General features: G+C 45.8%; 15 protein-coding genes. 5 read left to right on the forward strand and 10 right to left on the reverse strand.

Annotated features, from left to right (window positions below):
• The first annotated feature begins 3 nt into the window (after positions 1-3).
• From cysG to ACE3T3_RS01455, 3 genes are all read left to right on the forward strand, one after another.
• Positions 4-1,386 carry a siroheme synthase CysG gene (gene cysG, locus ACE3T3_RS01445; protein ID WP_374663362.1) on the forward strand — a complete coding sequence of 461 codons (1,383 nt, stop codon included), beginning with the start codon at positions 4-6 and terminating at the stop codon, positions 1,384-1,386.
• 189 nt (positions 1,387-1,575) lie between these two features.
• Complete coding sequence (locus ACE3T3_RS01450) at positions 1,576-2,055, forward strand: tRNA (cytidine(34)-2'-O)-methyltransferase (RefSeq protein WP_374663636.1); 480 nt, start codon at positions 1,576-1,578, stop codon at positions 2,053-2,055.
• Positions 2,056-2,409: 354 nt separating this feature from the next.
• Positions 2,410-2,889 (forward strand): hypothetical protein, encoded by a 480-nt coding sequence (locus tag ACE3T3_RS01455; protein WP_374663364.1) that lies wholly within the window; start codon positions 2,410-2,412, stop codon positions 2,887-2,889.
• A gap of 303 nt (positions 2,890-3,192) precedes the next feature.
• Here ACE3T3_RS01455 and ACE3T3_RS01460 read toward each other — a convergent pair whose 3' ends face one another.
• The 6 genes from ACE3T3_RS01460 to rpoD all read right to left on the reverse strand — a co-directional run bounded on the left by ACE3T3_RS01460 (position 3,193) and on the right by rpoD (position 9,935).
• Positions 3,193-4,590, reverse strand: coding sequence for an APC family permease (locus ACE3T3_RS01460; protein WP_374663366.1), 1,398 nt, complete (start codon positions 4,588-4,590; stop codon positions 3,193-3,195).
• A 278-nt stretch (positions 4,591-4,868) separates the two neighbouring features.
• The gene (locus tag ACE3T3_RS01465; RefSeq protein WP_374663368.1) at positions 4,869-6,053 is read right to left on the reverse strand and encodes an iron-containing alcohol dehydrogenase; all 1,185 of its coding nucleotides are present in this window, start codon (positions 6,051-6,053) and stop codon (positions 4,869-4,871) included.
• 3 nt (positions 6,054-6,056) lie between these two features.
• Positions 6,057-6,590: a hypothetical protein gene (locus tag ACE3T3_RS01470; RefSeq protein WP_374663370.1), complete on the reverse strand. Its 534-nt coding sequence runs from the start codon at positions 6,588-6,590 to the stop codon at positions 6,057-6,059.
• A 75-nt stretch (positions 6,591-6,665) separates the two neighbouring features.
• Entirely contained in the window at positions 6,666-7,325 is a 660-nt protein-coding gene (lipB, locus tag ACE3T3_RS01475; RefSeq protein WP_374663372.1) for a lipoyl(octanoyl) transferase LipB, read from the reverse strand.
• 262 nt (positions 7,326-7,587) lie between these two features.
• A complete protein-coding gene (locus tag ACE3T3_RS01480; protein WP_374663374.1) occupies positions 7,588-7,875 on the reverse strand; it encodes a YbeD family protein in 288 nt (95 codons plus the stop codon).
• A 113-nt stretch (positions 7,876-7,988) separates the two neighbouring features.
• The gene (gene rpoD, locus ACE3T3_RS01485) at positions 7,989-9,935 is read right to left on the reverse strand and encodes an RNA polymerase sigma factor RpoD (RefSeq protein WP_374663376.1); all 1,947 of its coding nucleotides are present in this window, start codon (positions 9,933-9,935) and stop codon (positions 7,989-7,991) included.
• A 424-nt stretch (positions 9,936-10,359) separates the two neighbouring features.
• Between rpoD and ACE3T3_RS01490 the strand changes: the two genes are divergently transcribed.
• Both ACE3T3_RS01490 and ACE3T3_RS01495 read left to right on the forward strand, forming a co-directional pair.
• On the forward strand, positions 10,360-10,566 hold the full coding sequence (locus tag ACE3T3_RS01490) for a PA3496 family putative envelope integrity protein (protein WP_086211386.1): 207 nt from the start codon (positions 10,360-10,362) through the stop codon (positions 10,564-10,566).
• A gap of 67 nt (positions 10,567-10,633) precedes the next feature.
• Positions 10,634-11,158, forward strand: coding sequence for a YecA family protein (locus ACE3T3_RS01495; RefSeq protein WP_374663378.1), 525 nt, complete (start codon positions 10,634-10,636; stop codon positions 11,156-11,158).
• A gap of 100 nt (positions 11,159-11,258) precedes the next feature.
• On the opposite strand, the gene ACE3T3_RS01500 is transcribed toward ACE3T3_RS01495, so the two are convergent.
• The 4 genes from ACE3T3_RS01500 to ACE3T3_RS01515 form a co-directional block, all read right to left on the reverse strand.
• Positions 11,259-11,672: an ABZJ_00895 family protein gene (locus ACE3T3_RS01500; RefSeq protein ID WP_374663380.1), complete on the reverse strand. Its 414-nt coding sequence runs from the start codon at positions 11,670-11,672 to the stop codon at positions 11,259-11,261.
• 227 nt (positions 11,673-11,899) lie between these two features.
• Positions 11,900-12,523, reverse strand: coding sequence for a DedA family protein (locus ACE3T3_RS01505; RefSeq protein ID WP_374663638.1), 624 nt, complete (start codon positions 12,521-12,523; stop codon positions 11,900-11,902).
• A 128-nt stretch (positions 12,524-12,651) separates the two neighbouring features.
• The gene (locus tag ACE3T3_RS01510) at positions 12,652-12,918 is read right to left on the reverse strand and encodes a hypothetical protein (protein WP_374663382.1); all 267 of its coding nucleotides are present in this window, start codon (positions 12,916-12,918) and stop codon (positions 12,652-12,654) included.
• A gap of 197 nt (positions 12,919-13,115) precedes the next feature.
• Positions 13,116-14,048 (reverse strand): rhodanese-related sulfurtransferase, encoded by a 933-nt coding sequence (locus ACE3T3_RS01515; protein ID WP_374663383.1) that lies wholly within the window; start codon positions 14,046-14,048, stop codon positions 13,116-13,118.
• Positions 14,049-14,169 lie beyond the last annotated feature (121 nt).

The following is a 14,169-nucleotide window of genomic DNA, read 5'->3' on the forward strand; positions in this document are numbered from 1 at the left end:
TGTGTGGATATTTTTCCCATCTCGTTAAAGCTGCAGCAGCAGCCTTGTCTGATTGTCGGCGGCGGCCGCATTGCTTACCGCAAGGCGGTGCTTTTGGCCAAAGCGGGCGCAGTGCTGCATGTCATTGCTCCAGAAATTGAGCCCAGTTTGCTGGCGCTGGTTAAGCAAAGCCAAGGGCAATATCAGCAGGCGCTATTCCATGCAGCGATGCCTTTACGTCATTACCGTTTGGTGATTGCGGCAACCAATGACAAAGCCGTGAACCAGTCGGTATTTGAAGCCTGTGAAGCTGAAAATATACTGGTCAATAGCGTGGATGATCCGCCGCATTGCCGTTTTATGGTGCCTGCGATAATCGACCGTTCGCCGCTTGTGGTGTCTATTGCGACCAATGGCGCTTCGCCAGTCTTGGCGCGCCAGATCCGCACGCAGCTTGAAGCCGGCATTCCGCATGGCATGGGCAGGCTGGCGGAATTTTCTGGCAAATGGCGTGCAGCGGTAAAAGCGAAAATTGCAAATCCGGATGAACGCCGTATCTTTTGGGAAAATCTGTATGCCAGCCCGCTGAAAGAGCAGGTGTTCAATGACAACCTTGCAGAAGCAGACCGCTTGATTGAGCAGGCATTGACGGAATGGATACAGCCGAAAGGCGAGGTGTATTTGGTCGGTGCAGGGCCGGGCGATCCAGAGCTCTTAACCTTAAAAGCTTTGCGTTTAATGCAGCAGGCGGATGTGGTGATTTATGACCGCTTGGTGTCTCAGCCTATTATGGACTTATGCCGCCGTGATGCGGAAAAAGTGTATGTGGGCAAGGCGCGTTCCAATCATGCTGTGCCGCAGGAAGGCATCAATGCGCTGCTGGTGAAGTATGCGCAGCAGGGCAAACGCGTTTGCCGTTTAAAAGGCGGTGACCCTTTTATTTTTGGCCGCGGCGGTGAAGAAATTCAAGAGCTGTTTGCTGCAGGCATCGCATTTCAAGTTGTCCCAGGCATCACTGCAGCTTCGGGCTGTTCGGCGTATGCTGGTATTCCATTGACTCATCGTGATTATGCGCAAAGTGTGCGTTTTTTAACGGGGCATCTCAAAGAGGGTTCCCCGGAACTGCCTTGGAATGAACTGGTTTATCAAAATCAGACCCTAGTCCTGTATATGGGCTTGGTCGGTCTGGAAAGCATTTGTGAAAAACTGATCGCGCATGGCCAGCGTCCAGATATGCCGGTGGCTTTGATCTCGAAAGGTACAACACCGGAGCAGAAAGTGCTGGTTGGCACCTTGGCGGATATCGCTTCTAAGGTGGCGGAACATCATATCCAAGCGCCGACACTCACAATTATCGGTGATGTGGTCAGCCTGCGTGATCAGCTTCAATGGCATGAGCGAGGATAAAGCAACGCGAAGCGTTGCCCGAGCGCAAGGCGAAGGCTGTGCCTGAGCAAAGAGGATAGCAGTGTTATGCTGCCCGAAGCGCAAGGCGAAAGAAAGCTGTGCCTGAGCAAAGAGGATAGCAGCGTTATGCTGCCTGAAGCGCAAGGTGAAGCCCACCTTGTTTTATTTATTAAAGAGAAGAGTAATCCAGTGATCCATGTAGTTTTATACGAGCCAGAAATTCCAGCGAATACAGGGAATATCATTCGTTTGTGCGCCAATACAGGAGCGCAGCTGCATTTGGTCAAGCCGCTGGGCTTTGAGCTGGATGACAAAAAATTGCGCCGCGCCGGTTTGGATTATCATGAATGGGCGCACATGAACGTATGGGAAAACTTTCAAGACTGTCTTGCTCATTTAAAAGAGAAAGGCATCGATATGGATGCGATTTATCCATTGACCACCAAGGGTTCTGAAACGCCGCATACGTCAAATTTAAACCGTCCAGTGGCGCTGTTGATGGGGCCTGAAACCCGCGGCCTGCCAGAAGATGTACGCATGATGTTCCCTAAAGAACACTGGATCCGCTTGCCGATGGCACCGAATTCACGAAGCTTGAATTTATCCAATGCGACTGCGGTGATTTTATATGAAGTATGGCGCCAGCAGGATTTTAAAGCGCTGGTTTAAGCTCCAGTATTAAAAGCCATCTCGATGAAGATGGCTTTTTTATGCATCTATTTCAGAATATCGCGCTGATGGATTCAAATCATTCCATTGGAACAGCATGAGCAGATTTAAATATAATATGGAGCTGAGTTTATACATAATGGGTATTATTTTAAATAAACCATGATTAAATATAATGAGTTGTTTAAATTTAAATAAAATCAATCGGATAGGTTTTTATTGTAGGTTGTGTATATTGTATTTTTTAATAAAAATATCCCAGAGACCAAATATGTAATATTTTTTATTCAAGCTTTGTATTGATTGATGAATTGTGTATAACAATAAGTATTTCATGGGAAAAGGGTTAATTTTTTGGAATCGTCAAAACCATTAAAAACATCACATAAAATCTTGGCCTGTATTGCTGTCTTTGCATTATGCCCAGCCCTGCATGCAGAAGATGCTGTTGCTGTGCCGCCAAGTCAGGTTGAGGCGCCGCCCGCAGCCAATACTGAAGTGCAGCCTTTTACCAAGGATGAAATGATGCAGGGTATTGCTTCCATGCGTGAACGGCAAAATCAGCGCATTGAAGCGTGGGGCTCAACTTTAAAGCCTGAAGATTTTGAACGCAGCTGGTTTGGCCGGATTCTGAAAAAACCGAAGCGTCAGGAAGTTTGCGGCTTATATCAGGACACGGTCAATGAAACCATAAAATTGGCGCTGCAAAATAAAGAGCGTTTGCCGGAAGCGGATCAAAAATTATTGCAAGACCGCAATGCCTTCATACAGTCGCTCGGTTATAAAAACAATCTGGTCGATACGCAAATGGGCTTTAATTGCCGTTTGAAATAAACGCGCCTTTGATTTTAGGTCTTATCTTTTTGAATCACTGGGACTGATTTCGTAACATAAATTGATCCGCTGTATTTTAAAAGATAGAACGCTTTAGCCTTTTGTACGTTTACTTAGGCTTCTGCAATAGGCGCAGGCATTTGTTGTGCATCGGAAGATTCAGCCTGATTTTCTCGAGTGTTCAAAATGCTGAATCAGGCTAATTCAAACAATGCTTAAAGCTTGAGATTTAAATCTATTGGAAATTTAGCGTCAAAATAAAAAGGCGCCTGAAGCGCCTTTTTATTGAATGAGCAGAACGTATCAATGATGCGTATCATCAAATTCGTTATGCTGCGGTGCAGGATGCTTGAAGCCTTTGGTTTTGTAGCCTAAGTATAAAACCCCGAACATAGCCCACCATAAGCCGAATTTCAGCGCGGATTCTTCAATTTCCAGCCACATGGCAAAAATACTGATAAAGCCGAGCAATGGAATAATCACAAAACTGACGATATCTTTAAGATTTTTTGTACGGCCATCGCGCAGCGCATAGCGTGAAATGACAGACAGATTGACGAATGTAAATGCGGTCAATGCGCCAAAGCTGATCATGGAAATGACAATATCCAAATCCATAAAGCCAGCAGTCAATGCCACAGCGCCTACAATCAAAATGTTGTAAGACGGCGTGAAATTTTTTGAGCTGATATGGCCGAAGATTTTTTTATTGATCACGCCGTCACGGCCCATGACGTACATTAAGCGTGAAACGCCCGCATGCGCAGAAATACCCGATGCCATAACGGTCACAATTGCGAAGTACAGCACCACTGTTTTAAATGCCAGCCCGCCCACGGCTTGCAGAATATCCGGCTGAGTTGCCGCGACATCTTCAAAATAGGTTTTCGGGTCATTTGGAAAGTAAATCTGCATGAAATACGTGCTGATAATGAAGATGACGCCTGCAATGAGGGCCGTCAAAAAGATGGCTTTAGGCAGTGTTTTTTCAGTATCTTTGGTTTCTTCAGCCAGCGAGCTGAGAGAGTCAAAACCGGTGAATGAGAAGCAGAGCAGGGTTGCGCCAGTAATTAAGGGGCCCACTTGCGTCAATTCATTCCAAAACGGTTCCAAGCTCCACAGCTGATATTTTGCATTGACCAAGGTTCCATCGGCATTGATGCCGTCTGCCAGCAGGCTGTAGACCATCCAAGTAAAGTACGCGACAACAGCTAATTGGATGAACACAATAATGCTGTTAAAGTCGGCGACAAATTTTGCGCCGCGCAAGTTCACTGCAGTCATGAATACGGTCAGTCCAATCACCCATACCCAGTGATTGATGTCTGGGAACAGCGCTTCCAAATAAATGACGGCCAAAATGATATTCACCATCGGCGATAGCAAATAATCCAGCCAAGAAGACCAGCCCACCATAAAACCGACATTGGGGTGAATCGATTTTTGCGCATAGGTATATGCGGAACCGGAAGACGGGTAACGGCGGATCATATGGCCGTAACTGATGGATGTAAACAAAATTGCAATTAAAGCAATGATGTAAGAGGTAGGCACGTGATAGTGGCTTTCTTCTGATACCAAGCCGAACGTATCAAACAAGGTCATTGGCTGAATATACGCCAAGCCAATGATAATGATGTGCCAGAGCCCTAGCGTTTTTTGCAGTTTAGCTGCCGATTGAGTCCCAGAGATATTTGTCAACGGCGTTTCCTCTTAATCGTTGATCAAGGATCATTCATATACAATAAGGACCGTTTGAGACGAACGGTCCCCCCTACATGTTATAAAAAGCATTTCATTTAAAAGCGCGCCAATTTACTCCAGAAAGACGCGATTTGTCAGCAACTTTGCAAGTTTTTTAGCAGAAATTGTGCCAATTTTGTTCAACTACGCAAAGTTTCCGCTCAGCAAGATAAAAGCCCGATGTTTAAAAAAACATCAGGCTTTAATTTTCGCTATATTGGCTTATTTTTCAGTAATTACCAAGCTTTTTCTAAGATAGTTTTCAGATCTTGCAAAGTCGCTTCTTTCGGGTTGTAAATAATCGAACCGTCATTCAGGGCCTTTTCTGTAATTTCATCGAATTGAGCTTCAGACACTTTGCCTGTTTCACGTAGAGTGCGCGGCAGCTTGGTCAGCGCATAGATACGGTCGCGCATGGTCTGCAGCGTAGAAATGGTTTTATCTGCACGCAAATGAGCCGGGGTTTGCGCATAGATATCCGGGCCGGCCAATGGCAGCAGCAAATCCGCCAGTTTATCGGCATTGGTTTCCTTGTTGAATTCCAGCACGTACGGCAGGAACAGGTTCATGCACAGGCCATGCGGCAGATGCGCAACTGCACCCAAAGAGTGGCCAAGAGAATGCACCAAGCCCACCATCGAGTTGGAAAATGCGATGCCTGCCATGGTTGATGCCTGCGCCAGTTCTAAGCGGCCAGTGGCATCCGTTGGATTGTCCAGCACATTGAATAAATTTGCGCTGATTTTTTTAATCGCGCCTGTTGCATAGGCGTCAGAAATCGGGTTTGCGGCTAAGCAGGTATAGGCCTCAACCGCATGCGTCATGGCATCCATTGCGGTCATCGCGGTTAAGTGCGGCGGCAAGGTTTGCGTCATACGCGGGTCTAAAATCGCGGCATGCGGCATCAAATAATATGATGCAAACGGCATTTTGACGTTTTTCTGATTGTCTGAAACCACGGCAACCATGGTCACTTCAGAACCGGTGCCGGATGTGGTTGGAATTACAAAAAACGGTTTCAGCGGACGCGGCAAGTTATGCGCGCCTGAATATTTCAGCAGGTCATCGCCGCCTTCAGACACCAAAATATTCGTGGCTTTTGAAGTGTCAATGACGGAACCGCCGCCGACTGCAATAATGGCATCACAGTTATTGTCACGGTACAGCTGCGCCGCTTTGCGCACTGTTTCAAGGCTAGAATCCGGCGGGACATCATCAAAAATACAGCCAATCACTGCATCGGTGGTTTCAAAAGCGGCTTCAATCGGCGCCAAGAGGTTATTGCTGCGCACGCCTTTATCGGTAATGAGCATTGGGCGCGAAGAACCTAGCGCAGCCAGTTCAAACGGAATATGTTCTAAAGCAGCATGGCCTGCAATGACTTTAACTGGGCAAAAAAATTCGTAATAAGGCTTAGCCATGGGTTATGCGCTCCGTTTGAAATAAGATTGAGCCACTTTGAGATAAATGCTGGCAGCTCCAGTGAGTTTTTCTTTTAGGCTTAAATCGCTTGGGTATTCTTTGACAGCCAGTTCTGCAACCAATTTGGGCAAAATCAGCGCTTCCATTTTATTTAAGCAGCGCACAAGGCGGATGGCATAAGAAATATCACCATCGGCAATCATGCGGTCATTGGCAAAAGCCTGCGCTGTGCTTTCTTGAAATGAGAACACTAAAAAAGCATGGCTGAGATGTTTAAAGGTAATGGTCAGATCCGGCTTGGTGGCTAAATTCGGCACCAATTCCAGCTGCTTATCCGCTGTCACGCGCGCAATGAAAGAAGGCCCATGCGGGAAAACTTTCATGGAGAGCGTGAACTGCTCTGGAAATTTAGCCACTTCCTGTTTGACTTCTTCATCAACTTGGCTCGCCATCACTAAGCCTCTGCCAATCACGTCCATCATGAGTTTGACATAGGCTAGCTGCAGTGCGGGCTTAACGGATTTTGCTGCAATCACGCGTTTATCCCTTTTTTGACTGTTATTTATTTAGAGTAAATACTCTAATTAATTTTTATGCTGAAAGCAAAAGCTTTATCGCTGTTCGACTTGAACGTCTTTAAAGTACCCGCTGTTTTTTAATGTTTCAATGATATCAGCGCATAAGTTTTCAAATTTAGGGTAATTTTCGACTAGATCCTGAATCCGCACCATTTCCAAACCGGCATAGCCGCATGGGTTGATGGTATGAAAACCGAACAGGTCGCAGTCAATATTCAGGGCGAGGCCATGATAAGAGCGTCCTTTGCGGATCTTGAAGCCCAGCGAGCCGATTTTACGTTCATTGACATAGACGCCCGGCGCATCCGGTTTGGCATACGCTTCAATGCCGTATTTCTTGACCAGTTCAATCATCAAGTTTTCGGTATAAGAAACCAGCGTACGCACATTCCAGCCTAAACGGTTTAAATCAAACATAAAGTAAGCCACCAGCTGGCCGGGGCCATGCCAAGTGACCTGACCGCCGCGGTCAGTCTGTACCACAGGAATATTACTGGCCATTAAAATATGTTCCGGCTTGCCGGCTTGGCCTTGGGTCAGCACATCATGGTGCTGCAGAATCCACAGCTCATCGGGGGTGTTTTCATCGCGCTGTTCAGTCAATGTTTTCATTTCCAGAAAGCGGTCTTCATAAGGTGTCAGCTGATTGTACTGACGGATAATCAAATTCGGTTTTTGAACAGTTTCAGTCACGCGCAGAGCGTCCTTTTTGGTCAAAGCTATGGGATTATTATAATGAATTGCATTCTGAATAGGACAGATTCTGCGGTGTGATTTTTACTGCAGTTCGCTGTTGATTCAGGTTGGCAATGTTAACAATGCGCAGATGCGGATCAAGCAGGATTCGAAAAAGCATTCTTCGCAACTGCGGTGAAAAATACTGAATAAAGCTGATGATGAAAAATCATTGCGCATAAAAAAGCACGCAATTTTGCGTGCTTTTTTATATTGGTGATTACAGCGCTGTGCGGATATGTTCGCAAGCTGCAAGGTCTGCATAAAGCGCATGAACCTGTTCAAGCTCTTCAAAACGAAGCTGCGCAGTAATAGAGTGATATTTGCCTGTACGGGACGGCTGCACTTTTAAAGTGGCTTGGTCAAATTCAGGAAAATGCTTCACTAAAATTTCTACGACAGCACCGTGCAATTCTGTACCTGCATTACCAATGAGTTTGATTGGGTAGTCCATTGGAAATACCCAAAGATCTTCACGGAGTTCGCGAGATGGAGTGCGGTCTATCATAGTTCACCTCAAATTTTATGGACAAAGCCTGCAAAAGTGCAGGCTTTGAGATTCTCTTCAATACTTAATGGAGGCTTTCAATTATTTTTCAAGCCTCCATCAGGCGTGAAGCATTAGTCGTTTTCCAGGAATGAACGCAAGTGTTCAGAACGGGAAGGGTGGCGCAATTTGCGCAATGCTTTCGCTTCAATCTGACGGATACGTTCACGCGTTACATCAAACTGCTTGCCGACTTCTTCCAAAGTGTGGTCGGTCGGCATGTCGATACCGAAACGCATTTTCAAGACTTTCGCTTCACGTTCAGTCAAGTTTTCCAGCACTTCGCGGGTCGCTTCTTTCAAGCCTTCTGAAGTAGCCGCATCGACAGGAGAGGTGATGTTGCTGTCTTCAATGAAGTCACCCAAGTGCGAATCTTCATCATCACCGATCGGTGTTTCCATCGAAATCGGCTCTTTGGCGATTTTCAGCACTTTACGGACTTTTACTTCGTCCATTTCCAAACGTTCACCCAATTCCTCAGGGGTCGGTTCGCGGCCCATTTCTTGAAGCAATTGACGGGATACACGGTTGATCTTGTTGATGGTTTCAATCATGTGCACCGGAATACGGATGGTGCGCGCTTGGTCGGCAATCGAACGGGTAATGGCCTGACGGATCCACCAGGTCGCATAAGTCGAGAACTTATAGCCGCGGCGGTATTCAAACTTGTCTACGGCTTTCATCAAGCCGATGTTGCCTTCCTGAATCAAGTCGAGGAACTGCAAACCGCGGTTGGTGTATTTTTTCGCAATCGAAATCACCAAACGCAAGTTGGCTTCAACCATTTCTTTTTTCGCGCGGCGGGCTTTTGCTTCACCTACAGCCATGCGTTTAGAAATGTCTTTAATTTCTTTCACATTCAGGCGCAGTTCTTTCTCGATGTCCGCAATTTTTTGCTGGAACGCCAGAATGTCTGGGCGCACTTTTTCCAGATAGGCTTTTTGATCAGCAGGCGCTTTCGCAATTTGCTCATCCAGCCAAGCGAAGTTTGATTCCTGGCCTGGGAAAGAAGTGCGGAATTGCGTGCGGTCCATACGGCCGCGGCGGATTGCGTAACGCATCACTTCACGTTCAGATGTACGGATCTGGTCGTGTGTGCCGCGGATCAGTTCAGAAATAATATCGAACAGGCGTGGAGTGAATTTGAACATCATGAACACAGATGCCAGCGCTTCTAAAGCTTCTGCGCCTTCTGTGCTGTTGCGGCCATGCTTTTCAATTGCAACTTTGGTGTTTTTCCACGCATTTTCCAGTTCAGTGAAACGCGCTTTCGCAATTTCAGGATCTGGACCAGAATCGCCTTCAGAATCATCATCGCTTTCAGATTCTTCTTCCTCTTCATCATCATCCAATTTTACATCTTTGGTTGATTTGCTGTTTGAAGATTCTTCTTCATCAATTTCTTCAGATTCTTCTTCCAGTACTTCTGGAATTTCCTCATCTGATTCAGGGTCTAAATAGCCTGAAAGGATGTCGGCAAGGCGGCGTTCGCCCGCTTCGTACTCTTTATATTCCTGCAATACCACTTCAACGGCATTCGGCCAGTAAGCAATCGAATGAAGAACGTCACGGATACCTTCTTCAATGCGTTTTGCAATGCTGATTTCGCCTTCGCGAGTCAATAGCTCAACTGTCCCCATTTCACGCATGTACATGCGTACAGGGTCAGTTGTACGGCCCGGTTCATTTTCCACCGAAGCCAGTACCGCAGCCGCTTCTTCTTCTGCAACTTCGTCAGCAGCTTCATTGCCGCCTTCAAACATGGTGTCGTCAGATTCGGGTGCGCGGTCATGTACAGGAATACCAACGTCATTCAGCATTTGAATGATGTCTTCAATCTGCTCGCTTTCCGTGATCGAGTCTGGGAGATGATCGTTAACCTCGGCGAAAGTTAGGTAACCTTGCTCTTTGCCTCGGCTAATCAGAGCCGCTACTTGTGAAGTAGGGGAAGTCATATCGCTCATCTTTTGCTTACTCTTCGTTGAATCAGTGGCAGTAAAAAACCGTGCCTTGCAGCACAATTCGCTTAATCAAATTTATCTGTGAATAGCTTGTGTATTTCGTCAGCAAAACCAGCGTACAGCTGTCTGACAAAATATATAAAATATAAATTCAGTAATTTAGATGGGGGTGAATTTGTTGTTTTCAAGTTCATCCCTAGCGCGCTCAAATTCAAAATCCAAATTTGGCATTTGGATTTTGAAGCTTAGATTTAATCAAATACTCATGAGTAAATTTAAGCGGTGATGGCATGCAATAACGCATTAAACCCGTCATCAAATTGAAAAACGCAGGGTGGATTATATCATGCCAAGAAAATGGTTAAAAATAAAGACCAAAATTCGAATTAAATGCCATAAATGCAAATAAAACTTGACAAGGTTTCTGAACCCATATAAATAGCGGCTAGGACCCTTCACATTTTTTCACTATGAGGTAGTTTTAGTGTCTTCTACAGATTTTGAACTAGATGATAGCTACAGTGATGATGACGTTAATTTCGATGAAGCCGGCAGCAAAATCAGTGCAAAGGAATCATTGGAAAAACGCCGCTTGATTGATGATTTACTGGCGCAGCGCCGCTTGGAACGAGAATTAAAAGAATTTGATTACGATTTCGACGATGACGATCTGGATGATGATGACGAGTAAAATCTGATTCTGTGCGGACGATGAAAATGCTATGCTACGCCTTTAAGTTTCTAAGTTTGGATGTGAAATGAGTGCTTTAGATTTAGACCTATTGAGTGAATATCTGGACGGTGATGACAATGAACACGGTCTAGATTTTGCTGCAACTCACGGTTTTCTTTGTGCAATTGCAGTTGGCCCGGCATTTGCGAAATGGCTGGACGAGCTTTTTGATAACAATCAGAAGAAAGTGCCGGCGGAAATTATCGCTCAAGTTAAAGCATGGCTGGAATCCATTCGTCAAAACTTGGCGAATGAAGAAGGAATTGAATTTCCTTTTGAGATTGAAGAAGCGGATGTGGAATCAAGCTTAGGGGACTGGAGCGTCGGTTTTGTTGATGCGATGTTCTTAAACGAAGACGCTTGGTTTACTGACGAATTTGAAGAACAGCTGGTTGATTTAACCTTGCCAATCATGGTGTTCAGCGGCATTGATGAAGAAGATCCGCAAATGGAAACATTCCGCCGCAATGGCCAGTTGATGGATGAGCTTGCGGAAGAAATTCCAGACAATTTAAATGAATTGTATTTGATGTACCACACACCGAATTAAGACATTTAAGGTCAAAACCGCATGTAAAAGAGCGCCGAGCAGGGCGCTTTTTTATTGCCGAATTTTTAGAATTTTACGCAGCAGATGAAAGATTGCGGCTTTATTTTTGCACGGTTTTCGCGCTTCTTCTGGCAAACCAGCCGAAAGACAGCGCCAGAACAAGATAATGAATTGCCAGTGTCAGCGCGATCGCCAGTAGCCAGACCCATACTGGAACAGCCTTGAGCATGCTGAAGAATTCAGCGGTTTCAGAGAAAATGAACAATGACACGGCCGAAGCCAGCATGCTGAGGAGCACCGATGCGCCAAGGCATCCCCAGATCAGCTGTTTCTTTTCTTTCGGGTTGGGCGCACGCTGCTGATCTTGAGCAAACTTCATGGCGGCAGCAAAGCCGGCTGCAATGAGGCAGGCCGCCGAAGTACCGCCCGGCAAATCAAAGAAGCTGACAATAATGGCTGTGATGACCACAGCCGCTCCATAACAGAGAGAAAAATAGAGGATGTATTTTTTCATTAAGGCTCTTGTACTGCAGGTTTTAAATCTGCCGTTATTGATATGGATAGGCTCACAAAAGAGTGAAGCGGATTTACATCTTAACGTAATTTATCAATTGAGCAATCTTTGCGCTGCATGCGGGTGAGTGCTTGATTTGATTGTTATAACTGCCGCAGCCCGTATCTTTCATGCCGGTTTAATACTTTTCTAATCATGTGAACAGTTCAGGATCTTCACTCTGGAATCTATTTGCTGCTTGACGCCTTTTTACGCTGATGGCGGCGGCGCAAAATCCACAGCACCGCGATCACGGTGATGCTGATGATGACATAGCCGACATTGCTGAAAATTTGGTGCATCAACGCCTGATTTTCACCAAAATAAAAACCGACGCAGGCGAGAAATGTGGTCCAGATCGTGGTGCCCAGCGTACTGTAGGCCATAAATTTCCAGAACGGCATGCGGCTCATGCCGGCAGGAATGCTGATCAATGACCGGACTGCAGGGATCATGCGGCCTACGAAGACGATGCGGTGGCCGTAGGTTTCAAACCATTGCAGCGATTTCTGCACATCTGCGGATTTGATAAACAGAAATTTTCCATAACGGTCTACAAAGCGGAAAATCGCTTCATGCTTGAATTGATAGCCAATCCAATACAGCAGGGCCGCAGCCAGCAATGACCCGATACAGCCTGCTATGATGACGCCGCTTAAGAGCAGCTGTCCGCGTGACGCGGCATAACCGGCCGAGGGCATAATAATTTCAGAGGGGATAGGCGGAAACACATTATCTAAAAACATCAGCAGCGCAATGCCTAAATAGCCCAGCTGTTCCATGATGGACAGTATCCACTCGGTTAAATTCATATGCGCCTGATTCTTATGTATTGAAATCATGCTATGCGTTCTTGCCGACTGGGTAAAGCGCAGCATTAATATTTATGTGAAAATTATTTGCCTGCGCTGCTGCAAAAAAATACCGTTGAAAGGCGGCTTTAATCCTGCATATGGGTCAGCGTGTAGATATACACTTCACGCAGCACATAGGAAAGCGCCAGCGGAATCAGGCTCAGCAACATCATATTTATCGCTGTCGTCCGCAGATGATAGCCGATTGAAAGGGAAATCAGCACGCCAAGAATTGCGCCTAAGCTGACAATGAACACATGTGACTGCTGATGCAGCTGGCTGGATTCAGCACGGTCGCTGCATATAGGAGAAGGCAGCGGGTTTTGAGCTTCAGCGGCTAAATTTTTTGACATTTTGCTATCCTTTTCAATGAATTATGAATCAAAATGGCTATTTTTGATTCAGCATATATGAAGATTGCATTTGCCGGAAAGAGGTTGAACTGTGATTTTTGTCACTTTTTATTTCTATTGTGTATATTGAGTAAAAAAGGCCCTCATTTGAGGACCTCTTTATTGGGATAGCGGAGACGCTGCAAACAGCGCTTAACTTAGAGGCGTTTGCGTTTCGCCGCTAAGATTTGCGATTGGCGCATGCGGAAACCGGCTTTTTGCTGTTCTGTAGTTTTGTCGATGCAGTATTTGCACGATACACCATGTTCATAGCTTGGCAATTCCACTTCTTCTGGCAACAAAGGCCAGCCGCAAGCGTGGCATTTAATGTTGGCGCCTTCTTCCATGCCGTGGGTAACTGCAGTGCGGCCATCAAAGACAAAGCATTCGCCTTCCCACATGCTTTCTTCAACAGGGGTTTCTTCGAGGTATTTTAAGATGCCGCCTTTCAGGTGGTACACCTCATTGAAGCCTTCTTGCAGCAGCAGCGATGTGGATTTTTCACAGCGGATGCCGCCTGTGCAGAACATCGCAATTTTTTTGTCTTTGTGCTGTTCCAGCTCTTTTTTCACGTATTCGGGGAATTCGCGGAACGTTTCTGTTTGAGGGTCGATCGCGCCTGTGAACGTCCCGGCTTTGTATTCGTAATCGTTGCGGGTATCGATCAGGATCACGTCATCACGCGCAATCAGTTTATTCCATTCTTTCGGGTCAAGATAGTGGCCGACCAAATCGCGCGGTTTCACTTCAACGCCTAAAGTGACAATTTCTTTTTTATGCTTGATTTTCATTTTACGGAATGGTTTTTCAGAGCTGTGAGACTCTTTATACTCCATCGTATTAAAACCTTCATTGAGAAGGAATTGATGAATAGTATCAATCGCTTGGCGGTCGCCGGCAACAGTGCCGTTAATGCCTTCATCTGCAACAATCAGAGTACCGCATAAGTTGATGGTTTTTACCAAATCCAATAGGCGCTGCTGCAAATCTGCAGAGTCCTGTACTTCTTTGAATTGATAAAGCGCCGCAACAACCCAGCCATCGGCCGCATGCTGTTCTACAGGTGCAAGCTGTTCTACAGTAGCGTTCATGGATACTCCAATTAAAAACTAAGAATTTTGAAAGGCGCATATTTTAACGTGAATTGCAGCAATAAGCGAGCGGCCCAATGCAGATTCACGGCTTCTCATCCTGCAGGAGAGCGTGTATATT

The sequence above is a fragment of the Acinetobacter sp. genome (genome assembly GCF_041919735.1).
In the GTDB taxonomy this organism is placed as follows: domain Bacteria; phylum Pseudomonadota; class Gammaproteobacteria; order Pseudomonadales; family Moraxellaceae; genus Acinetobacter.

Bases quoted from the DNA above. Each gene is read 5' to 3' on its own strand.
- ACE3T3_RS01510 (WP_374663382.1), bottom strand. From the start codon at position 12,918: ATGTCAAAAAATTTAGCCGCTGAAGCTCAAAACCCGCTGCCTTCTCCT.
- ACE3T3_RS01500 (WP_374663380.1), bottom strand. From the start codon at position 11,672: ATGAAAAAATACATCCTCTATTTTTCTCTCTGTTATGGAGCGGCTGTG.
- ACE3T3_RS01480 (WP_374663374.1), bottom strand. From the start codon at position 7,875: ATGATAGACCGCACTCCATCTCGCGAACTCCGTGAAGATCTTTGGGTA.
- ACE3T3_RS01495 (WP_374663378.1), top strand. From the start codon at position 10,634: ATGAGTGCTTTAGATTTAGACCTATTGAGTGAATATCTGGACGGTGAT.
- ACE3T3_RS01465 (WP_374663368.1), bottom strand. From the start codon at position 6,053: ATGGCTAAGCCTTATTACGAATTTTTTTGCCCAGTTAAAGTCATTGCA.
- ACE3T3_RS01505 (WP_374663638.1), bottom strand. From the start codon at position 12,523: ATGAATTTAACCGAGTGGATACTGTCCATCATGGAACAGCTGGGCTAT.
- ACE3T3_RS01515 (WP_374663383.1), bottom strand. From the start codon at position 14,048: ATGAACGCTACTGTAGAACAGCTTGCACCTGTAGAACAGCATGCGGCC.